General features: G+C 60.5%; 18 protein-coding genes. 12 read left to right on the forward strand and 6 right to left on the reverse strand.

All coding sequences use genetic code 11. From position 1 onward, the window contains the following. Window positions 1-19: 19 nt before the first annotated feature. Both ACE3PR_RS01740 and ACE3PR_RS01745 read right to left on the reverse strand, forming a co-directional pair. On the reverse strand, window positions 20-1,207 hold the full coding sequence (locus ACE3PR_RS01740) for an MFS transporter (RefSeq protein ID WP_374367490.1): 1,188 nt from the start codon (window positions 1,205-1,207) through the stop codon (window positions 20-22). A 1-nt stretch (window position 1,208) separates the two neighbouring features. Beyond that, window positions 1,209-1,451, reverse strand: coding sequence for a hypothetical protein (locus ACE3PR_RS01745; RefSeq protein ID WP_374367492.1), 243 nt, complete (start codon window positions 1,449-1,451; stop codon window positions 1,209-1,211). A 42-nt stretch (window positions 1,452-1,493) separates the two neighbouring features. Between ACE3PR_RS01745 and ACE3PR_RS01750 the strand changes: the two genes are divergently transcribed. From ACE3PR_RS01750 to ACE3PR_RS01800, 11 genes are all read left to right on the forward strand, one after another. Then, window positions 1,494-2,189: a response regulator transcription factor gene (locus ACE3PR_RS01750; RefSeq protein ID WP_374367494.1), complete on the forward strand. Its 696-nt coding sequence runs from the start codon at window positions 1,494-1,496 to the stop codon at window positions 2,187-2,189. Between the two features lie 24 nt (window positions 2,190-2,213). Further along, on the forward strand, window positions 2,214-4,046 hold the full coding sequence (locus ACE3PR_RS01755; RefSeq protein ID WP_374367496.1) for a stimulus-sensing domain-containing protein: 1,833 nt from the start codon (window positions 2,214-2,216) through the stop codon (window positions 4,044-4,046). An 8-nt stretch (window positions 4,047-4,054) separates the two neighbouring features. Beyond that, the gene (locus tag ACE3PR_RS01760) at window positions 4,055-4,516 is read left to right on the forward strand and encodes an HPr kinase/phosphorylase (protein ID WP_374367499.1); all 462 of its coding nucleotides are present in this window, start codon (window positions 4,055-4,057) and stop codon (window positions 4,514-4,516) included. A gap of 25 nt (window positions 4,517-4,541) precedes the next feature. Continuing rightward, the gene (gene rapZ / locus ACE3PR_RS01765; protein WP_374367501.1) at window positions 4,542-5,501 is read left to right on the forward strand and encodes an RNase adapter RapZ; all 960 of its coding nucleotides are present in this window, start codon (window positions 4,542-4,544) and stop codon (window positions 5,499-5,501) included. 52 nt (window positions 5,502-5,553) lie between these two features. Next, window positions 5,554-5,961, forward strand: coding sequence for a PTS sugar transporter subunit IIA (locus ACE3PR_RS01770; RefSeq protein ID WP_374367503.1), 408 nt, complete (start codon window positions 5,554-5,556; stop codon window positions 5,959-5,961). Window positions 5,962-5,978: 17 nt separating this feature from the next. After that, window positions 5,979-6,260 carry an HPr family phosphocarrier protein gene (locus ACE3PR_RS01775; RefSeq protein WP_374367505.1) on the forward strand — a complete coding sequence of 94 codons (282 nt, stop codon included), beginning with the start codon at window positions 5,979-5,981 and terminating at the stop codon, window positions 6,258-6,260. Between the two features lie 5 nt (window positions 6,261-6,265). Then, window positions 6,266-8,107 carry a phosphoenolpyruvate--protein phosphotransferase gene (gene ptsP / locus ACE3PR_RS01780; protein ID WP_374367507.1) on the forward strand — a complete coding sequence of 614 codons (1,842 nt, stop codon included), beginning with the start codon at window positions 6,266-6,268 and terminating at the stop codon, window positions 8,105-8,107. A 23-nt stretch (window positions 8,108-8,130) separates the two neighbouring features. After that, a complete protein-coding gene (locus ACE3PR_RS01785; protein ID WP_374367510.1) occupies window positions 8,131-8,811 on the forward strand; it encodes a TIGR02117 family protein in 681 nt (226 codons plus the stop codon). A gap of 68 nt (window positions 8,812-8,879) precedes the next feature. Beyond that, window positions 8,880-9,368, forward strand: coding sequence for a macro domain-containing protein (locus ACE3PR_RS01790; RefSeq protein ID WP_374367514.1), 489 nt, complete (start codon window positions 8,880-8,882; stop codon window positions 9,366-9,368). A 142-nt stretch (window positions 9,369-9,510) separates the two neighbouring features. Continuing rightward, the gene (gene ahcY, locus ACE3PR_RS01795) at window positions 9,511-10,806 is read left to right on the forward strand and encodes an adenosylhomocysteinase (RefSeq protein ID WP_374367517.1); all 1,296 of its coding nucleotides are present in this window, start codon (window positions 9,511-9,513) and stop codon (window positions 10,804-10,806) included. 204 nt (window positions 10,807-11,010) lie between these two features. Further along, window positions 11,011-13,368 (forward strand): PAS-domain containing protein, encoded by a 2,358-nt coding sequence (locus ACE3PR_RS01800; RefSeq protein ID WP_374367520.1) that lies wholly within the window; start codon window positions 11,011-11,013, stop codon window positions 13,366-13,368. Here the strand turns inward: ACE3PR_RS01800 and ACE3PR_RS01805 are convergent. The 4 genes from ACE3PR_RS01805 to ACE3PR_RS01820 all read right to left on the reverse strand — a co-directional run bounded on the left by ACE3PR_RS01805 (window position 13,365) and on the right by ACE3PR_RS01820 (window position 19,706). Beyond that, window positions 13,365-13,919 carry a response regulator gene (locus ACE3PR_RS01805; protein ID WP_374367523.1) on the reverse strand — a complete coding sequence of 185 codons (555 nt, stop codon included), beginning with the start codon at window positions 13,917-13,919 and terminating at the stop codon, window positions 13,365-13,367. The two genes, ACE3PR_RS01800 and ACE3PR_RS01805, sit on opposite strands and share 4 nt — an antisense overlap. Then, window positions 13,916-17,185, reverse strand: a complete 3,270-nt coding sequence (locus ACE3PR_RS01810; protein WP_374367525.1) for a PAS domain S-box protein — start codon at window positions 17,183-17,185, stop codon at window positions 13,916-13,918. The genes ACE3PR_RS01805 and ACE3PR_RS01810 overlap by 4 nt, the downstream gene beginning before the upstream one ends. Window positions 17,186-17,301: 116 nt before the next feature. After that, window positions 17,302-18,516 carry an ATP-binding protein gene (locus tag ACE3PR_RS01815; protein ID WP_374367527.1) on the reverse strand — a complete coding sequence of 405 codons (1,215 nt, stop codon included), beginning with the start codon at window positions 18,514-18,516 and terminating at the stop codon, window positions 17,302-17,304. A gap of 173 nt (window positions 18,517-18,689) precedes the next feature. Next, window positions 18,690-19,706 carry an NAD(P)/FAD-dependent oxidoreductase gene (locus tag ACE3PR_RS01820; RefSeq protein ID WP_374367528.1) on the reverse strand — a complete coding sequence of 339 codons (1,017 nt, stop codon included), beginning with the start codon at window positions 19,704-19,706 and terminating at the stop codon, window positions 18,690-18,692. Window positions 19,707-19,818: 112 nt separating this feature from the next. Here ACE3PR_RS01820 and tsaE point away from each other — a divergent pair, with 112 nt between their 5' ends. After that, entirely contained in the window at window positions 19,819-20,328 is a 510-nt protein-coding gene (gene tsaE, locus ACE3PR_RS01825; protein WP_374367530.1) for a tRNA (adenosine(37)-N6)-threonylcarbamoyltransferase complex ATPase subunit type 1 TsaE, read from the forward strand. Window positions 20,329-20,333: the final 5 nt, after the last annotated feature.

Consider the following 20,333-nt stretch of genomic DNA (forward strand, 5'->3'; position numbering starts at 1 on the left):
GATGCTGGAGGCGGGGTTTTCATTTGCTGCGCCAGGCAGCGAGCCAGAACCCGCCGGCCATCACCAGCGTGCCGGCTATGCCATAGAGCAGCGGCTGGTGATAGGAACCGGTCAGCGACCAGAGATAGGCGGCGAGCAATGGCGAGGCCCCCTTGGTGATCGTGGCCGGGAGGTTGATGGCGCCGTTGAGCGTGCCATAGCCATCTCGGGTCAGGAGTTCGGGCACGGCCAGGCCGCGCACGATGGTCATCACACCATTGGCGGATCCCAGCAGCGTTGCAAAGGTGACGAGCCAGAAAAACTCGGCCGGCATCAACGCGACAAGCGCAAAGGCCAGTGGGAAGAGTAGTACGACAAAACGGCCGATAGCGCGGATTGGACGGTCCCGCCCCAGCATCCAGATCAGCACGCGGCCAGCCACCTGCGCCGGGCCGATGATGGCCAATCCCGTCACGACCGCCGCTGCTTCGAAGCCGCGTTCCAGGAGCAGCGGATAAAGATGATAGATGAGGGCGACATAGGTGGCCGAATAGAAAACGTTGGTGATCACCAAACCCCAGAAGGCGTGGCGCCTGAGCGCCCAGCGCAATATCGGCCATCCTGAGCGTTCGGCGGGCTTCGGGGTATCCGGCGCGGCTTCCGCCATGGTTGGGCGAGAAATGCCTGCGGCGTAATTGAGGCCAGCACCCAAGGCGATCTGCATCAGACCCAGGATGATGACGCTCTCGCGCCAATGGAACCGGTCGAGCAGCACCTGCACTAAAGGCACGAAGACCGTGCCGGCAAAGCCGCCCCAGAGTGTCAGCGCGGTAATGCCCGATCGCGCCCGCCCGCCGAGCTTATGCGCCAGCACCGCGAAGGCCGGTTCGTAGAGCGACATCGCCATCGCGACGCCGATGCCGGCATAGACGATATAGAGCGGAACCAGGCTTTCAACCCAGGCCAAGGCGATCATCAACGCACCGCCGAGCAGCGATCCCCCGACCAGGATCGAGCGGCCGTGTCCGCGATCGATCGCCGTTCCCACCGGATAGGCGGCGAGGCCGCTCATCAGCAAAGCGAGGGTCGCGGCGACATAGATCGCATCCTTATCCGCGCTAAGATCCTGCTCCAATGGGCCGGCCAGGAGCGGAAAAGCATAGAATAGGATGCCCCAGGATGTGATCTGCCCCAAGCCGAGCGCCCCGATCATCAGATGATAATTCATGTCACACCGATGCTTGACCGGGGGCGGATGGCTCAGAAAATTTCATGATTTCTCTTTTAAACCAATTAATTATGCGAAGTTCACCCCGTAATGACCAGCTTTTCCGGCCATTGCCGCGAAAACCGAGATCGGCCTCAGAATATCCGCCTTGGCCTAGCAATTGTGCAATTTGCGCCCCATTTCTGTCATCATTGGCGCCGATCTTGGCGATGCCTGCCTTTGGCCGACAAAAGCTGGCCATCATCGGGCAATTTCTATAACTGTTCCCGCGCCAAGGAGGATTCTCGTGCCGCAGACAATCGCGCTGGTTGACGACGACCGCAACATTCTCACTTCCGTCACGATGACGCTGGAGGCGGAAGGCTTTGCGGTGCGCACCTATAGCGATGGCGCCGAGGCGCTGCGTGGCCTAACCAGCCAGCCGGTGGATCTCGCCGTGCTCGACATCAAGATGCCGCGCATGGATGGGATGGAACTGTTGGAGAAGCTGCGTAAATCCTCGGCCCTGCCGGTGATTTTTCTGACCTCGAAAGACGATGAGGTTGATGAACTCATGGGTTTGCGCATGGGTGCCGATGATTATATCCGGAAGCCATTCTCGCAGCGTCTTCTGATCGAGCGCATCCGCACGATCCTGCGGCGGGAAGACAGCCGCAGCAACACAGGCACCACAGGCGAGCAGGCGATGCTGCGCGGGCCGCTGATGATGGACCCCACCCGGCATCTGTGCACCTGGGATGGAAAATCGATCGAGCTCACCGTTACCGAGTTCCTGTTGCTGAAGGCCCTTGCGCAGCGTCCAGGTCACGTAAAAAGCCGCGATCAACTGATGGATGCGGCCTATGGCGAGAACATTTATGTCGACGACCGCACCATCGACAGCCACATCAAGCGCCTGCGCAAGAAGTTCAAAGCAGTGGTCGATGATTTCAATCAGATCGAGACACTTTATGGCGTCGGTTACCGCTACAAGGAAAGCTGACCGCGGCCACGATCGGCGGCGTAGATGAGCGAGGCAGCCCGCGACGAGAACGTCGATCGGTGGCGCTTGCCTTTGTCGTCACCCGGTACTGGACAGCTTTCGCCCAAAGCGGCGCCGAAGGGTGGTTTCTGGGGGCGCAGCAAAGAAGCCGACGCGCGCGCGCAACGAGAGCCCGAAGCGGTCTCTGCACGAGTTCGGCCGGTGTCGCGCCCCGAGCCGGAAATCAAGGAAAAGCCAAAGCGCCTGCCGGCCTCCCGTCGCAGCTTGTGGCAATCGCCGCTGACGCGGCGCATTCTCGCACTCAATATCATGGCGCTGCTGGTGCCGGTGCTGGGCCTCCTTTATCTGCCGACCTATCGTGACAGCCTGCTGCAATCCGAACTCGAATTGCTGAAGACCGAAGGCAAACTGTTCTCCGGCGCGCTGGCGGCCAGTGGCGTCGTGACCGGTCCGCTGGGTGACGAAAAGCTGCTTCCGGAAACCTCCCGCCAGACCATCCGGCGTTTGGTCGACGTTTCGAAAACCCGCGCGCGTCTTTTTACACCCGACGGGACGCTGATCGCCGATTCATTCCTGCTCTCGGGCCCCGGTGGCATCGTTACGATCACGCCATTGCCACCCCTCGACCCCAACCGGAGTCTGGTCTGGACCTGGATTTCCGGTGCCTATGACTGGGTCTTCGACCGCCTGCCGAACAGCCGCGTGTTGGAGCCCTATCAGGAATCGGCCGTGCAAAATGCCCTCGATTACAACGAGGTTGTGAAGGCATTGGGCGGTGAAGCCGCCACTTACGTGCGCGATGCAGGCAAGGGCAAGATGGTGCTCTCCGCGGCCGTGCCGGTGCAACGATATCGTCAGGTTCTGGGCGGATTGCTGCTCACCAAATCCGGCGACGAGATCGAGGCGACATTGCGCGAAACGCGCCTCACGATTCTTGGTGTGTCCGGTGTCGCGCTCGGCATCACCGTGCTGATTTCGCTCTATCTCGCCAGCACCATCGCTTTGCCGATTCATCGCCTGGCAGATGCTGCAGACCGCGTGCGCCGCGCCAAGGGGCGGCAGCAGAACATTCCAGATCTCTCGAATCGTAGCGACGAGATCGGCGATCTTTCCGGGGCGCTCCGCGACATGACGGAAGCGGTCTGGCGGCGCATGGATGCGATCGAGGGTTTTGCCGCCGACGTGGCGCACGAAATCAAGAATCCTCTCACCTCCCTGCGCAGCGCCGTCGAAACCGTCGCTCGGGTCGAGGATCCGCAGCAGCAGAAGAAGCTGATGGGTATCATTCTCGATGACGTCCAGCGCCTCGATCGTCTGATCAGCGATATCTCCGACGCCTCGCGTATCGATGCCGAGATCTCGCGCGCCGAGGCCGGCCCGGTCCGCATGCGTGATCTCATTCTGGCACTGGCCGACATCCATGCCGCCACCGGCGATGGCGATGATGATATGCGCCCCCGCTTGATCACGGATTTGCCGGAGGGCGACGCACTCGCTGTCCTGGGAACCGAAGGTCGCCTGGGGCAGGTGCTGCGGAATCTGGTCGTCAACGCGATCTCGTTCAGCCCGGCGAAAGGTGTCATCACGATTTCAGCACGGCGCAAGGGCAGCCGCATCATTGTCACGGTGGATGACCAGGGACCCGGGATCCCGTCCGACAAGCTCGGCGCCATCTTCGAGCGCTTCTATTCCGAGCGGCCGAAGGGCGAAAAATTCGGCACTCATTCCGGCCTCGGCCTGTCGATTTCGAAGCAGATCGTGGAGGCCTATGGCGGCAAGCTGGGCGCAGAGAACCGCATTGATGCCGACGGCTATATCTGCGGTGCCCGCTTCATCATCGATCTTCTCAAGGCTTGAGATCGTTTATGACGGCAAGTCGCCTGCGCATCGATGGTGTGGCGGTAGCAATCGGTGAGGAAGCCGTCTTGCTGCGCGGGAAGCCGGGCAGCGGCCGCTCTGATCTGGCCTTGCGGCTGATCGATGAAGGCGCCAGGCTCATCAGCGACGAGCAGGTGGAATTGGAGCGGCGCGGCGACAGCGTCTTTGCGATGGTTCCTGCCCTGATGCCGCAGCATCTGATCGGGCGGATCGAAGCGCGCGGCCTGGGCATTGTACCGGTGCCCCATGTCAGCGTGGCATTGCCACTTTCCTGGGTGTTCGACATGATGCCGTGGCCGGAGATCGAACGCATGCCGGCTGCCGAGCAGGCTGATTACCTCGGTGTCGCGGTTCCGGTCTTGAAGCTGGATCCATTCGGACCTTCGGCAGCCGCCAAGCTGCGTCTTGCCGTGAAATGCGGGCCGAATCTTATCATGGGGCGATCGTGACGACAGAACCGAAAGTTTGCCAGCGATGAGCGAGAAGGAAAGTATGGCCGTCATCGCCGGGCCGAACCGCCTCATGGCCGAGCAGCACCGCCACATTCTCCTGGTTACAGGACTGGCCGGTGCGGGCCGTTCGACTGCGCTCAAATGCCTTGAGGATATCGGCTATGAAGCGGTCGACAATCTTCCCCTTGATCTCTTGCCCTTGTTATTGGCTGGCCTGGGGCAAACGACCTTGCCAGATCTTGCCAAGCCGCTCGCAATCGGCATCGATTCACGTACCAGCGGTTTTTCCAGCGAACGCTTTATCGATCTTGTCCGGCAATTGAAGGCTGAATCGACACTGAAGGTCAGCCTGCTGTTTCTGGATTGCGAGGACGACGTGCTGCAGCGCCGTTATACCGAAACGCGGCGGCGGCATCCGCTGGCGCAGGATCGGCCGGTGGCAGACGGCATTCAGCGTGAACGCACTTTGATGGCCCCAGTCCGCGACCGAGCCGATTTGATGCTCGATACCAGCGACACGGCGATCGGCGATCTCAAGGTCCTGCTTTCTGGGCATTTTGGCACGGCTGCCCGCTCGGAATTGGCGGTGACCGTGCTTTCTTTCTCCTATCGACAAGGCCTGCCGCGCGAATCAGACCTCGTTTTCGATGTCCGATTTCTGGATAACCCACATTATAATCAAGAGCTTAAGCCGCTTACGGGTGAGGATCTTGCTGTTGGCAAGGCGATCGAAGCAGACCCTGCTTTCCCTGGTTTCTTTGCGGCTTTGACTTCCTTATTGTGGCCCCTCCTGCCGGGCTACGAGGCTGAGGGAAAGAGTTATCTGACCATCGCCATCGGTTGCACGGGTGGGCGGCATCGATCCGTCTTCGTGGCCGGCAGGCTTGCTGCCTGGTTGCGCGACAAAGGTCGGTCGGTGACGTTGCGGCATCGGGATCTGGCTCGTGATTTGGCACGCACCGCCGTCAAAGACAGAGGTTGAAGATGTCGCTTGGTGAGTTCGTATTTGGGGGTTTCGGGTGGGTCAAACATCGTTGATCGGCATCGTCCTTGTGACGCATGGCAATCTTGCCGCAGAGTTTCTCGCAGCACTTGAGCATGTCGTTGGTAAGCAGAGCGCTGCCGCCGCGATCTGTATCGGGCCGGAAGACGACATGGAGCTGCGCCGCCGCGAGATATTGGATGCAGTCGCGGCCTGTGATCAGGGAAAGGGCGTCGTGCTGCTGACCGACATGTTCGGCGGGACACCCTCCAATCTGGCGATTTCGACTCTCGACAAGGCGAATGTTGAAGTGGTGGCCGGCGTCAATCTGCCAATGCTCATCAAACTCGCAAGTGTGCGCGGCACACTGCCGCTGACGGGCGCGGTGAACGCAGCGCAGGAAGCGGGGCGGAAATATATCAACGTCGCTTCGCAATTGCTCAAGGCCAGCGAATCCTAAGGACGGGGAACGGCGAGATGTCGGCGGTGGGGAAGATCACGGGACGTGCGCGGATCGCCAATCAGAAGGGGCTGCATGCGCGTGCCGCTGCCAAATTCGTCAAGACGTCCGGGGCATACAACGCCGATATCCGCGTCGCCAAGGGCGAGATGGATGTCAGCGGCGGTTCGATCATGGGTCTGATGATGCTGGCTGCTGGAATTGGTTCCGAGCTTGAAATCCAGGCATCGGGACCGGAAGCAAAGCAGGCCGTCGATGCCCTCATTGATCTTATCGAGCGCAAATTCGACGAAGAGTAACGATCATGAACAGTGACGGCCCAGCTTCAAAGCGGCGCCGATCCAAGGCCGGTGGCGATAAGCCAGAAGCGGTCGCACCCGGTAAATTGGCGCCGGTGGGTGAGATTGTGCTGGTGGGCCTCGGCGTTTCCAGCGGCATCGCCATCGGCGAGGCGCATGTCGTTGAGATCGGCGTTGTCAATGTGCCGGATTATGAGATCGCCGAGGATGCGATCGAGACCGAACTGGAGCGTTTCGCGGCCGCTTTGACAAAGTCAGAGCGGCAGTTGAAGAAGCTGAAGAAGAAAAGTACCGAATTGCACGGTGCCGCGGCCGAGGAACTGGAATTCCTGCTCGATGCCCATCTCCAGATGTTGTCGGGTTCGCGCGTCGTGCGTGGTGTCGAGCGGCGCATTCAACAGGAACGGCAGAATGCCGAAGCCGCCGTGCAGGCCGAGATCGGCGCTGTCGCGCACGAGTTCGAAAATCTCAATGATCCCTATCTGTCTGCGCGTGCCAAGGATGTGCGCGAGGTCGGCGACCGGCTGCTGCGCAACCTGACCAAGACCCCGTTCGAAGCCTTCAAGCATCTGCCCGAGGGTGCCATTGTCATTGCCGAGGAACTGACGCCCGCCGACACGGCATTGCTCGACCCCAAGCGCATTCACGGCTTTGCGACCGAGCTCGGCGGTGCCGAAAGCCATACGGCGATCATGGCGCGGTCGCTGGCCATGCCCGCCGTCCTTGGTCTGGCCGGCCTATCCAAGGCGGTGAAGACCGGCGATACGGTTATCGTCGACGGTACCGCTGGGCGCCTTTATGTCAATCCGACGGCCGCGCGGCTCGACGAATTGCATCGCCGCCAACTCGAGATCGAGAAATCAGACCGCATTCTGGCACGGCTCAAGAAGGTGCCGGCAATCACTCGTGACGGGCAGCGCATCGGCATGCTGGTCAATCTGGAAATGCCGCGCGAACTCGAGATGGCGCTTAAATCGGGCGCCGAGGGCGTCGGCCTGCTGCGCTCGGAATTCCTGTTCATGAACCGCGCCGATCTGCCCAGCGAGGACGAGCAACTTGAGTCCTATCGCGAGATCGTCGAGGGCATGGAAGGCCGCCCGGTGACGATCCGCACGCTCGACGTGGGTGGCGACAAGCTGGCGCCTTCCTTGCGCGACCGGCTGGGCGATGCTGCCAACCCGGCGCTGGGATTGCGGGCGATCCGCCTCGGGCTGCAGGAACGCGGCCTCTTGGAGACGCAGCTTGCCGCCATCCTGCGCGCCAGCGCCTTCGGCGAGGTCCGCATTCTGTTGCCGATGATCTCCTCGCTTTCGGAGGTGCGGCAGGTGCGCGAGATCGTGCTGCAGGTCGCCAAGAAACTGAAGCGGCGCGGGGTCAAGATGGCGGACCCCTTGCCGCTGATCGGCATCATGATCGAAGTGCCGGGGGCTGCACTTGCGGCCGATGCACTGGCTCAGGTCTCCGATTTTTTTGCCATCGGTTCCAATGATCTCACGCAATACACACTGGCAATCGATCGCGGCGAGGAACAGGTAGCGCATCTCTACAATCCGCTGCATCCCGCGGTGTTGCGTCTCATCCAGTTTGCGACCGAGGCCGCCTTGCGGGCGCGTATTCCGATCAGCGTCTGCGGCGAAATTGCGGGTGACCCCAAATATGTGCCGCTCTTGCTTGGCCTCGGTATCCAGGATCTTTCCATGGCGCCGGTCAATCTGCCGCGCGTCAAGCAGCGTATCCGCAATATCGATTATCTGGCGGCGACACGTTGTGCCCGCCTCATCATGGATCAATGGGATACCGGCCGCATCGCCATGATGCTGGACGATTTCAACGCCTTGGCAATGTAGCCGCTGATGGTGGGAGACGGCGCATGATGTGGCGCTGGCTGCGATGGTTCTGCACCGGGTTGCTGCTGCTTGGCTTCAGCTATGTTGGCGCCGCCGTTCTTCTCAATGCGATGCCACGTTCAAGCTTGACGGCGACATCCGCCGATTACCGCTTCTTCGCTTGTGATAACGGCGTGCATGTCGACCTGGCCTTGCCGGTCAGTGCCGGCGGCCGCGATTGGCGGGCGCTGTTTCCTCCGACCGATTTTCCCGGCGACGTGACGAATGCCAGCTTTATAAGTCTTGGCTGGGGTGCGCGCGGATTCTTCGCAACCACGCCGCGCTGGCAGGACATTCGACCAGGACCGGTCATCAAGGCCTTGTTCTGGATGGATAGCAGCGTGTTGCATGTCGTCTATCATGGTGATCCAAGCGGTGCGCCGCAATGTCGTGCCCTGACGACGGATGAGGCCGGCAAGGAGCGGTTGTTCGCCTTCATCGACGCAACCCTGGCCCCGGTTGACGGCAGGCCGGCGCTACGGGACGCCATTCCCGGCTACGGCCCGCACGATGCGTTCTACGCGGCCGATGGCCGCTACTCGCTGTTCCGGACCTGCAATGTCTGGTCGGCCGAGGCGCTGCATGCCGCGGGGCAGGAAATGGGGCTCTGGTCGCCCTTCTCTTTTCAGATCATGAGCAGATTGTCGCAGATTCCCGGGAATTGACCTGCATCAAGGTTTGGTCGCGTGGAAGGTCTAGGTTGATTACATTAGATCACCGACAGGAGCAGAACATGATCAAATATGTAAGCGGCGACATTCTGATGAGCCAGGCGGCGGCAATCGCCCACGGCGTGGCGCCAGGCGACCATTTTAATACAGGCCTTGCCTTGGCACTCCGCGAGAATTGGCCCGCCATGGTGAAGGATTTCCGCCATCACTGTCAGTTGAGCCACCCAAATCCGGGCGAAATCTTTGCCTGGAAAGGCGCCGATAGCCGGCTGATCGTCAATCTGTTGACCCAGGAAGCGGCTTACGGCCAGGGTGAGAAGCCTGGCAAGGCTAAGCTGGAATATGTCGGCCATGCTTTGAAGGCGCTGGCAAAATTCGCTCGCGACGAGCATCTGGAGAGCGTTGCCCTGCCGCGGCTGGCGACCGGTGTGGGTGGGTTGGATTGGGATGCCGTGAAACCACTGATCGAGCGCTATCTCGGCGAGCTGGATATCCCGGTCTATGTCTATGCCGTCTTCCACAAGGGTACGGCAGCCTTGGAAGCTGCCTGACTGCGACCAACATTCTGATATTACGTCCAAATTCCCAAGGCTGCCCTGGCTTGATCAGGGCGGCCTTGCCATGCTGCTTGGCGCCTGCTAAGAGGGCCGCATAAATTTTTCTTTATCTGACCCGAGCCCTGGAGAAACGCAGATGGCTGCCGCCCAAGATTACAAAGTCAAAGACATGAGCCTCGCCGAATGGGGCCGCAAGGAAATCGCGATCGCCGAGACCGAAATGCCGGGCTTGATGTCGCTGCGTGAGGAATTCGGCAAGAAGCAGCCGCTGAAGGGCGCCCGCATCGCCGGCTGCCTGCACATGACCATTCAGACCGCCGTGCTCATTGAAACGCTGATCGCGCTTGGCGCCGAAGTGCGCTGGTCCTCCTGCAACATCTTTTCGACCCAGGATCATGCCGCCGCGGCGATTGCGGCGAAGGGCATTCCGGTCTTTGCCTGGAAAGGCATGAACGAGGAAGAGTTCTGGTGGTGCATTGAAGCGACGGTGACCGGCCCCAATGGCTGGAAGCCCAACATGGTGCTCGATGACGGCGGCGACCTCACCGTTCTGTTGCATGACAAATATCCGGCGATGCTCAACGACATTAAGGGCATTTCCGAAGAAACCACCACCGGCGTGCATCGTCTTTATCAGATGCAGAAAGACGGCTCGCTGAAAGTACCGGCGATCAACGTCAATGACAGCGTCACCAAATCCAAGTTCGACAATAAATACGGCTGCCGCGAGAGCTTGGTGGACGCGATCCGTCGCGCGACCGACGTCATGATGGCCGGCAAGGTCGCCGTCGTGGCCGGTTTCGGCGATGTCGGCAAGGGTTCGGCCGAAAGCCTGCGTCATGCCGGCTGCCGCGTGCTGGTCACCGAAGCCGACCCGATCTGCGCGCTGCAGGCGGCGATGGAAGGTTACGAGGTAACCACGATGGAAGATGCCGCCACCCGCGGCGACATCTTCGTGACAGCCACGGGTTGCGTCGACGTCATCACCGTCGATCATATGCGTGAGATGAAGGACCGCGCCATCGTCTGCAATATCGGTCATTTCGACAGCGAAATTCAGATCGCCGGCCTGCGCAATTTCAAATGGCACAATGTGAAGCCCCAGGTCGACGAGGTCGAGTTCCCGACCGGCCGCCGCATCCTCGTGCTGGCCGAGGGCCGCCTGGTCAATCTCGGCTGTGCTACCGGCCATCCGAGCTTCGTGATGTCGGCTTCCTTCACCAATCAGGTGCTGGCCCAGATCGAGCTCTGGAACAACCACAAGGCCTACAAGAATGAGGTCTATGTGTTGCCCAAGCATCTCGACGAGAAGGTGGCGGCATTGCACCTCGCCAAGGTCGGGGCCAAGCTCACCAAGCTGTCCGACAAGCAGGCGGCCTATCTCGGCATCACGGTCCAGGGCCCGTTCAAGCCGGAACATTACCGCTACTAATGCTGGTATGACCAAAGATAAAGGGCGTTGGGCCGTTGGGCTCGGCGCCCTTTGCTTTTGCCAATTGCTTGTCATGCGAATCCACGCCCCTTACATTATGGGCCTATGGGGGACTCGGGACATTCATTGCTGAGGCACCGTGACCGACTCAGCCGATTGCCCTGGGCGGCCAAGGCAGGACCTGCCTTTGGCTGCGCCATCGCCATGCTCCCGTTGCCGGCGCTGGCACAGGAATCGGGTTCTGCCTCAAGCCTTGGCCTTGGCTATGTCGCCGGAATTGTTGGGCTGCTGGCGGCCGGCCTCGCCGGCGCGATGGCATGGCGTTACAGCCAGTCCCATAAGCGACTCGGGGCTGCCCTCGCAGTCGAGCGGGAAGGGCGGTTGGCGGCCGAACAGCGCCTTGCCGAGGCGCACCAGCATTGGACCACGGCACCTGTCGGACATCTGACCTGGACGCCCGGCCAAGCGGCCCGCGCCAATGACCGGACCCGGCTGGCCTTGCATCTGCCGGAAACCCCGATCGCCGTACTCGACCTTGCCGGCGGCATCGACGCGGACGACCGCGAAGCCTTTGGCGCCATGCTGCGGGCGCTGGACAATGACGGTACCCCCTTTGTCACGGTTCCCAAGCCGAATGTTGGCATGCCCAGGCTGCGTTGGGTGGGGCGGGTGGCCAGCGATGGCAGCCGGCATATTTGGCTGACCGAGATCGACGACATCCTGGCCCCGGTCGAAGATGCCAGCGCCCACGCCCTCAAGATCGCGGCCTCCCTGTCGCAGCTCCTCGATCAATTGCCCTATCCCGTCTGGCGCCGCGGCAGCGAACTGGCCATCGCCTGGTGCAATCCGGCCTTTGCCCAGATTTTCGATATGCCGGTCGAACGGATCATCGGCGAACGCCGCGAGATCAACGCGGCAGCCAAGGCCCTGGCCAAGCGCGCGCAACGGGTCGGCCTGGCGCAATCGGAGAGCCAGCAACTGATCGTAAAGGGCCAGCGCCGTCTCTATGACCTTACGGAAGTTCCTCTGGCAGACGGCTCGGTGATCGGCTTCGCGCTTGATCAGACTCAACTGGAAGAAAGCCACGCCGAACTCACCCGCCACATTGCCGCGCATGACGATGTCTTGCAGGCACTCTCTACCGGCATCGTTATTTTCGGCCCGGACCGCCGGGTCAAATTCTTCAACAGTGCGTTCCGCGAATTGTTCAACCTGGATGCCCAGTTCCTGCGCCAGGAACCGACCATCGATCAGGTGCTCGACAAGTTGCGCGAGCGCCGCCAGATTCCCGAGCAGGCGGATTTCCGCTCCTTCAAGCAGGAATGGATCCGCCATGTAATGTCGGTGATCGATCCTTTTGAAGAGTTGATGCATGTGCCGAGTGGCGGCACCTACCGCATGATGGCGGCGCCACATCCGTTCGGCGGCGTTATTCTGACTTTCGAGGACGTGACCGACAACCTGACCCTGGAACGGAACTACAACACCCTCATCGAGGTGCAGAAGGAAACCATCGATCATCTCTATGAAGGCATTGCCGTCTTCGGCAGCGATGGCCGGTTGAAGTTACATAATCCGGCTTTCGAGCATTTGTGGAATCTGTCGCCCGATATCTTGCGGACGGAGCCGCATGTCGCCCAGATCGCCGATGCGGTGAAGCCTTATTTCGAAAGCCGGCCAAACTGGCCGGATCTACGGCATCGGATCATCACCGAAGTGGCGGACCGCGAACTGAAAAACGTACGTCTGGAGCGCGTGGACGGCAAGATCATCGACATCGCCGCGATACCGCTGGCCGATGGTGGCCGGTTGTTCAAATACACCGACGTCACCGACAGCATCAACATGGAGCGAGCGCTGACCGAGCGCAACGAAGCGTTGATGGCGGCCGACCGCTTGAAGTCGGAATTCATCGCCAATGTTTCCTATGAGTTCCGTACGCCGCTCAATGCGATCATCGGCTATGCCGAATTGCTGGCACGCCAGTATTTCGGCGAGATGAACGAGCGACAGCTGGAATACGCATCGGCAATTCTCGATTCGGCGCAGAACCTGATCCTCATGATTGGCGACGTGATCGACGTGGCGGCGATCGAGGCCGGATACATCCAGCTGGAACCGGCCCTGGTCGATATCCGACAACTGGTGGAATCGATCTCGCGCCTGTTCCAGCAGCGCGCCCGCAGCCGCAACATCGATCTGGTGCTGGAGCTGCCGCCCGACATTGGCGCGATCCGCGCTGATCCGCAGCGCCTGAAGCAGGCGCTTGGCAATCTCCTGAGCGCCGCAATCGGCGCGGCCCCTGGCGGCCGGTCGATCGTCGTTACGGCGCAGCGCCATGAAGACACGATGGAGATCGGTGTCGCCGTGCGTGGTGCGCCCGATGATTTTGGCCTCGATGTTGGCCCGGAATCGGATTCCGCGCAGGCCCGCAGTTCAACCCGTGGCCTGGGCGTCGCTCTTGCCCGCACGCTCATTGAATTGCATGGCGGCCATTTGACCACCGAGAGCAGTCCGCAGGGCCGCCGTATCGTCTCGACCCTGCCGATTCTGGCGGGCTAGGCGACCGATCCCCCACTCAACGCCGCTTCCAGGGCCGCGATCAGTGTCGGGCGGGTCACATTGGATTTGGTCAGATAGCCGCTGATGTCATAGCGGCTGCGAACGGCAGCCTCCGGCGCCTGGCCGGGCTGACCGGTATGGAGCAAAACCGGCAGGTCTCGGGTAGCCGGCAGGCTTCGGAGTTCTTCCAGCAGATCGAGACCGGCATCGGCCGTTTCCATCACCACGTCCAGCAGCACCAGATCGACTTGAGCGCCTTCGTCAAACAGCTCCGTACGGGCCGCTGCAGCCGAGTGGCAATGGCTCATCCGCAGCGGGCGGCCGAGCACATTGATGCCGCCGAGGGCAAGGTCGATGGCACGGTGCACCTCGTCATCATCATCGATCACGACGATCGACCATGGGCGCGCGGCATGTGAGTCCTTTGCAGCATCGTGATCTTCGGCGAAATCGACCAAGTCATCATCGGCGAGGCTATAGAGCCGCAGGATGACCCATTGAGCCAGCGGATCATGGCCGGATGCTGGGGAACCGGGACGATGCTCGTTCACGCACTGCCTCGTTCGATCGATGGTTTGTCGCCACCAGATTCTGGCGTGATACGAGGCAGCGTCAAGGTAAAGGTTGTTCCCCTGCCTTCGTCGCTGTCCACGGCGATGGTCCCGGCCAGGATGCTGCCAACGATGTTGTGCACGATGTGCAGGCCAAGGCCGCTGCCGCCTTGACCCAGCTTGGAGGTGAAGAACGGGTCAAAGATACGCCCGCGGACGGTAGCCGGGATGCCGATGCCGTCGTCATCAATCTCCAGGCAGAGCGTATCCGAATCCGGCGTCGATGCCACGATACGAATCGTTCCTGCGCGACCGCCCGGGAAGCCATGCACCAAACTGTTATTGATGAGATTGGTCAGGATCTGCCCAAGCGGCCCCGGATAGGAATCGAGAACGATGCCATCGGGCACGGATGTTGCGATGCGCACGGCGCTGCGTCTCAGGCTCGGGTGCATCGTCGTGACGATCTCATCGACGATCTCGGTCAGGTGGAATTGCCGCCGCTGAGAACTGGTTTGATCGACGGCTACCTGTTTGAAGCTCTGGATGAGGTTTGCGACGCGCTCGATATTGCGGTTGGCTATGTCCGTCCCAAGTTTAATTTGCTGCACAAACGATTCGAGCGCGTTGCGCGTGAGTTTCTCGGCCATCTGTCGCTCGAATTCGCCGATGCTGCCGGCCATGGTTGACGTGGCGAGGCTGGCATTCCCGACCGGTGTGCTGATTTCGTGGGCGACGCCGGCAACCAGACTGCCGAGAGAGGCCAGTTTTTCGGCCCGCATGAGGCCTTCCATGGCAACCTTCAGTTCCTCCGTGCGCTCGGCTACGAGGCGTTCAAGTTCGTCATTGAGGCGCTGCTGTACGTCCTCGGCGGCACGCCGCAGGGTGATATCCTCGATGGTCGTCCAAACATAGCTGGTGCCATCCGGCCCCATAACCATGGAGCCGTTGAGACTGACGGCAATGCGTGAGCCATCCTTGCGGACATATTCTTTCTCATAGGGTCCATAGCTGCCGGTGGCGGAGATGACCCTGGCCTGTTCGGCATCGGCGGCAGCGAGTTCAGGGGGCGTCAGCATCTGATAGCGCAGGCCCGGGAGGGCCGCGCGCTCATACCCAATGATTTTCAGGAAGGCGTCATTCGCCTCTAGAAAATCGCCATCCAAGGTGGTGAGCGTCACGCCCAGCGGGCTGGTCTCGAACAACGCCCGCAGCTTCTCTTCGCTGGTACGCAAACGCTCCATGGCAGCGCGCTGTTCGGTTACGTCGGTGCCGATGCCAAGGACACCCTTCACTTCTCCATCGGCGCTGATCAACGGCAATTTGCTGACGTCGAACCAGCGCGGTGGCCCGGATGGCATATCATGCAAAGAGGTAACATTCATCTCTGGATTCCCGCTCTCGACAATGCGTCGGTCCGCAGCCTGGAAGAATTCGGCATCAGCCCGCCAGGACAAATCCCAATCCGTTTTTCCAACCACGGCGGCAGCGCTTGCGATACCGGAATCGCTGACGAATTTGCGATTGCACCCGAGGTAGACCGAGTTTTTATCCTTCCAGAATACGCTTGAGGGAATAGCGTCAAGGACTGTCTGCAGCATTTGCTGCGATTCCTGCGCCGCCTGCGTCGCAAGGCGCATGTCTGTGACGTCGTGAACCACGGAAAGCAAAGCCGGCTCGCCGTCGAATGTGAACGATCTTGCCCACATGGCACAGTACCGAGTTGTGCCGCCGCGCTGATTGACGCGAATGGGAAGAGACGTAACTTCACCATCTCGTCGTACCGCTTCGATCATGGTGTTGCGCTCGTCGAGATCGGCCCAGATGCCGAGCTCGATCGTCGAGTGTCCTATGGCATTCTGCTGTGAAATGCCGGTGATCTGCTCGAAACCCGGATTGGCCTCCAGGATACGGCCATCCCGGAGCGAGGTAATCAGGATCGCGTCGGGAGATTGCAGCAGAACACGCGCCGCTATGTCCTCGGATTGGCGCAGGCGACTTGCCAGCATCTTTCGGTCGGATACATCCGAGGCAATGCCGAGGAAGCCGCCGAGCTCGCCATCCGGCGTGCGGATCGTGGTGACGGATAGACGAATGGTGAGGCGCCGGCCATCCTTACGGATATAGATCCATTCGTTCTCACTGGGCTGACTGCCATTGGTATCCACGGTGAAGATTTCAAACGGGTACAGGATATCGCGCCCCAGTTTTTTCTGGGCCGCCTGCATGCGCGACCGGACCTCCTCAAGGTCGTGGAAGATAAGGGGCGTCTGCCGCCCTACAAGTTCCGCTGAGCTGTATCCCAACATCTCCTCCGCGGCGCGATTGAAGAAGGTGATGGTGCCTTTGGCATCGGTGGCAATCACGGCATAAGATACATTGTTGAGGATTGCTCCCTGCAGGGAGGCGCCGGATTCCGCCGCCTGCTCGGCGCGTTTGCGTGGTGTAATGTTGAAAAGCACACCTTCCAGTATCATGCCCCCATCTCTTTGCCGTGAGCCGCTGCCGCGGTCCATGACCCACATTTCGTCGCCTTGAGGATGTCGTATACGATACTCCAAAGCATACTCGGACCCGGCGATGGCGGATTGATAGGCTGCGGTCACGCGCGCGAGGTCATCCGGGTGGATGAATTGAGACCAGCCGACGGCTCCTTCGGCCGATAACTGCACAGGAACATCGGCCGTGAAACGCTCGATGCCAGATGACACATAGGTAAACGGCGCTGTGAGGTCCGGTTGGCGCTGATAGACTGCGCCCGGCAAATTGTTGCTAAGGGCACGCAGGCGTGCTTCCGATAGGTGCCGCGCGCCCAACTCTTCCTCTTGCAGATGGTTTGCATAAGTCAGGGTCAAATAGCTGGCGGTGTTACTCGCTACTGCTAGATCATCCGCCAGCCAGACTCGGTTGCCGTGACTCCGTTCAAAAGTGACAAGCCCTACATTTCTGCCGCCATTTCGGATAGCGTAGCCAAGAAGGAATGTAACGCCGTCTGAATTGTGCAGGAACGCCGTTAAGGCCGGCAATCGTTTGCTGTCGACTACATTGTCGACAATGATCTTTGGGTGGTATTCAAGTTCTTGCAGAAGCTCCGTGGTCGCAGCGGCGGGAATTGATGCCGGCAGACAGGGAGATCTCGTTGCCGCACAGAAGCGCGCGCGGCTGCGGAAGGTGCCTTGATCTGAATCGAGCAGCCAGACGCCGACAAACTCCACCCCAACAACATCTATTGTCTTGGCCACGATACTGGCCGCGACGGTGTCCATATCACCAGCTTCAATGGCTGGAAGCTCGGAGAGAGAAGCGAGGAGAGAAATAACGCTAGCGGACGTGTGGCGCGGGTCGGGAGTCACCGTCGGTTGTTCGGTCACATTCGGCACGGTTAAGCCGCGTAGCGAGGAAATTGCAGCGAGACGATCGACCCGCCACCATCCCGATCCTCGATGGAAATCCGTCCACCCATCATTGTCATGAGGTGGCGGCAGATGGTGAGGCCCAGGCCAAGGCCGCTCGCATCCTTGGTGAGAACGTCCTGCCCGATCGAGAAGGGTTCGTCGAGATTGCTTCTGACTGCTTTCGGAATGCCAGGTCCGCGATCCGCTATGTCAATCACGACGTCTCCGTCGCGGAGGTGCCACGAGATGGCGACATCCTTGCCACGGGGCGAATAGCGCAAGGCATTGGCAATGATATGTCCAAGGACCTTGGTGAGGGCGCTGCGGTCAATCTCGCACTGAACGGCCGGATCACCACGGTTGATCGTCAGATTGACGCCAAGGCGACCGGACTCGCCCATGAGGAGTTCCTGCTGGTAGTCGAGGATTTCCTGGATGCCGGTTGGTTCGCAAATAAGGCGGCGCCGGCGCGCATCGAGCTGGCTGAAATCCAGGATGTCGTCGACCAGAGTTGCCAGGCGACGGCCGGCATCGAGCACGTCCTGCATGTAGGCGGGAGGGACCTTTTCGCCATTTTCCAATGCGCGCAGCGACAACTCGCTGAAGCCGACTATGGCGTTGAGCGGTGTGCGCAATTCATGACTGACATTGGCCAGGAAGCGCGATTTCGCTTGTGCGGCGGCCATCGCCGCCTCGCGCTGCTCGAGATATTCTACATTGAGGATTTCAAGGTCCCGCGTCATTGCTTCCAGGCGCTGATTGGCTTCCTGCAATTGGCGCAGCCGCTCATAGGCACGCAAGGCGGTTGCGACGGATGTGAAAAGCCGCGCGCGCGACAATTCCGATTTGGTGCGGTAGTCGTCGATATCGTAGTCGCGGATGACGTCGCGCTCAGGCGCGTAGCCGGGATGCCCGGTGCGCAGGATGATGCGGGGTATGCTGAGACCCAGTTGATCGCGGATGATTTTCACCAGACGCAAACCGGCGTCGTCGGATTCCATCACCACATCCAATAAGATGACCGCGATCTCGTTGGCTTGCGCCAGGATCTTTTCGGCTTCTATGGCAGAGAAAGCATGTTGGAATTTGAGGCTGCGGCCGCCGAAGGTCTCGCTGCCGAGGGCGAATTCGGTGGTGATGTGGACATCGCGATCGTCATCGACAATGAGAATTTGCCATGGCGCGGCACCGCCCCCCGACATGCGTTCATCGACGATCTCTGGGAATTCAGAGTCTATCTGGAGCGCCGCGCTCAATGTCGGATCCGATCTTGCGAATATTGTCCTAGGTAGTCATTTGTCCTTGTAGCACCCACGATGGCAAAAGAGTGTTAACGCAAACTAAACGTTTGCCGGATGAGCCGGTTTTCCGGAACTCAGTTCCCGGGAACGCCTTTCGACGTCGAATATTCGAAGTGCAAAGCTTCGCCCGGATGAACCAGCGGATGCGATGCATGCGCTGCCATGGCGGCTTCGGAGAAACCGCAAAGAATCAGCTTCAGCTTGCCGGGGTAGGTGGCGATGTCGCCCACGGCAAAGATGCCGGGAGCGCTGGTCGCACAGTTCTTTGGGTCGACCGCGATGTGGTTGCGCTCAAGATTGAGGCCCCAATTGGCGATCGGCCCCAGATCCATGGCGAGTCCGAAGAAGGGGAGGAGAGTATCTGCTTCCAGACGCCGGACCTCGCCTTCCAGAGTCGAGACGTTGACGGCGGATAGTTGGCCGTTCTCACCTTCCAGCGAGTGGAGCTGATATGGCACCACCAACTCGACCTTGTCTGTCTTGGCAAGGGCCTCCATGCGTGCCACAGATTCCGGTGCACCGCGGAACTTCGGTCTGCGATGGATGACGTAGATCTTCTCGGCAAGCTCGGCGAGCGAAATGGTCCAGTCGAGTGCTGAATCGCCACCGCCGGCGATAACGATACGCTTGCCGCGGAAATCCTCGCGCCGCTTCACCAGATAGAAGACGCTCTTGCCTTCGAATTCGGCGAGACGCTGCAAGGGCGGGCGATTGGGGCCGAAGGCGCCACAGCCGGCCGCGATGATGACGGCGCGGGTGTCAATCCTGGTCCCGGCATTGGTCTCGACCAGCCAGCGATCGCCTTGCGGCGTCAGCTTGTCGACTTGCTGACCAAGATGGTAGGTCGGATTGAACGGGGCGGCCTGCTCCTCGAGTTTCTGGATCAGATGTGCGGCATCGATCGAGGGGTAACCGGGAATGTCGTAGATCGGCTTTTCCGGATACATGGCGACGCATTGTCCGCCGGTTGATTCCAGGGCATCGATGACATGGCAGCGCATTTTCAGCATGCCGCATTCGAACACGGCGAAAAGCCCCACCGGGCCGGCGCCGATGATGACCACGTCTGTCTGCTGAACCGCATCGCTCATGGAAACCTCCCCAAAATCGAGGCGCATCCTTTAGCATATTGTAATATTGGGGCAAATGTGACGTTGCGATGATCGTTGCGGCGAGGTCGCAGGACGGCTACAAACCGGCGCCATGACGCCAGTTCCAACGGAATCCCTGTTTGAATGCGACCTAGCCGATGCGGCGGCCACCCGCGGCGCGGCAGCGGTGCTGGCTGGTCTGGCACGGCCCGGCGATGTCTTCGCCCTCCGGGGCGATCTGGGCGCCGGCAAGACCACATTTGCCCGCGGGTTTATAGCCAAGCTCTGTCCGGACGAGGAATCGGTGCCGAGCCCGACTTTTACGCTGGTGCAGACCTATCCTTCCGAGATGGGCGACATCTGGCATTTCGATCTTTATCGCCTGAAGCTGGCCGAGGAAGCCTATGAGCTGGGCATCGAGGAGGCCTTCACGAGTGGAATTTCCCTGATCGAATGGCCTGAACGTCTCGGCTCGCTCTTGCCACGGAAGCGTCTGGACGTGACTCTGGCCCCGGGGAAGACGCCCGAGTCGCGGCGGCTGGTGCTGGTGGGCAACAAGGCCTGGGCGGAGCGGCTGGCGCCGGTAACGGCGGCAAGGTTTGGGGGATGGCTACGGGGATGAATGAA

Origin of the sequence: Dongia sp., assembly GCF_041909655.1 — a bacterium.
Classification (GTDB): domain Bacteria; phylum Pseudomonadota; class Alphaproteobacteria; order Dongiales; family Dongiaceae; genus Dongia.

Coding starts and splice junctions, on each gene's coding strand:
- ACE3PR_RS01740 (WP_374367490.1), bottom strand. CDS start 1,207: ATGAATTATCATCTGATGATCGGGGCGCTCGGCTTGGGGCAGATCACA.
- ACE3PR_RS01745 (WP_374367492.1), bottom strand. CDS start 1,451: ATGATGGCCAGCTTTTGTCGGCCAAAGGCAGGCATCGCCAAGATCGGC.
- ACE3PR_RS01755 (WP_374367496.1), top strand. CDS start 2,214: ATGAGCGAGGCAGCCCGCGACGAGAACGTCGATCGGTGGCGCTTGCCT.
- ACE3PR_RS01760 (WP_374367499.1), top strand. CDS start 4,055: ATGACGGCAAGTCGCCTGCGCATCGATGGTGTGGCGGTAGCAATCGGT.
- rapZ (WP_374367501.1), top strand. CDS start 4,542: ATGAGCGAGAAGGAAAGTATGGCCGTCATCGCCGGGCCGAACCGCCTC.
- ACE3PR_RS01775 (WP_374367505.1), top strand. CDS start 5,979: ATGTCGGCGGTGGGGAAGATCACGGGACGTGCGCGGATCGCCAATCAG.
- ptsP (WP_374367507.1), top strand. CDS start 6,266: ATGAACAGTGACGGCCCAGCTTCAAAGCGGCGCCGATCCAAGGCCGGT.
- ACE3PR_RS01785 (WP_374367510.1), top strand. CDS start 8,131: ATGATGTGGCGCTGGCTGCGATGGTTCTGCACCGGGTTGCTGCTGCTT.
- ACE3PR_RS01790 (WP_374367514.1), top strand. CDS start 8,880: ATGATCAAATATGTAAGCGGCGACATTCTGATGAGCCAGGCGGCGGCA.
- ahcY (WP_374367517.1), top strand. CDS start 9,511: ATGGCTGCCGCCCAAGATTACAAAGTCAAAGACATGAGCCTCGCCGAA.
- ACE3PR_RS01800 (WP_374367520.1), top strand. CDS start 11,011: ATGCTCCCGTTGCCGGCGCTGGCACAGGAATCGGGTTCTGCCTCAAGC.
- ACE3PR_RS01810 (WP_374367525.1), bottom strand. CDS start 17,185: ATGGACACCGTCGCGGCCAGTATCGTGGCCAAGACAATAGATGTTGTT.
- ACE3PR_RS01815 (WP_374367527.1), bottom strand. CDS start 18,516: ATGTCGGGGGGCGGTGCCGCGCCATGGCAAATTCTCATTGTCGATGAC.
- ACE3PR_RS01820 (WP_374367528.1), bottom strand. CDS start 19,706: ATGAGCGATGCGGTTCAGCAGACAGACGTGGTCATCATCGGCGCCGGC.
- tsaE (WP_374367530.1), top strand. CDS start 19,819: ATGACGCCAGTTCCAACGGAATCCCTGTTTGAATGCGACCTAGCCGAT.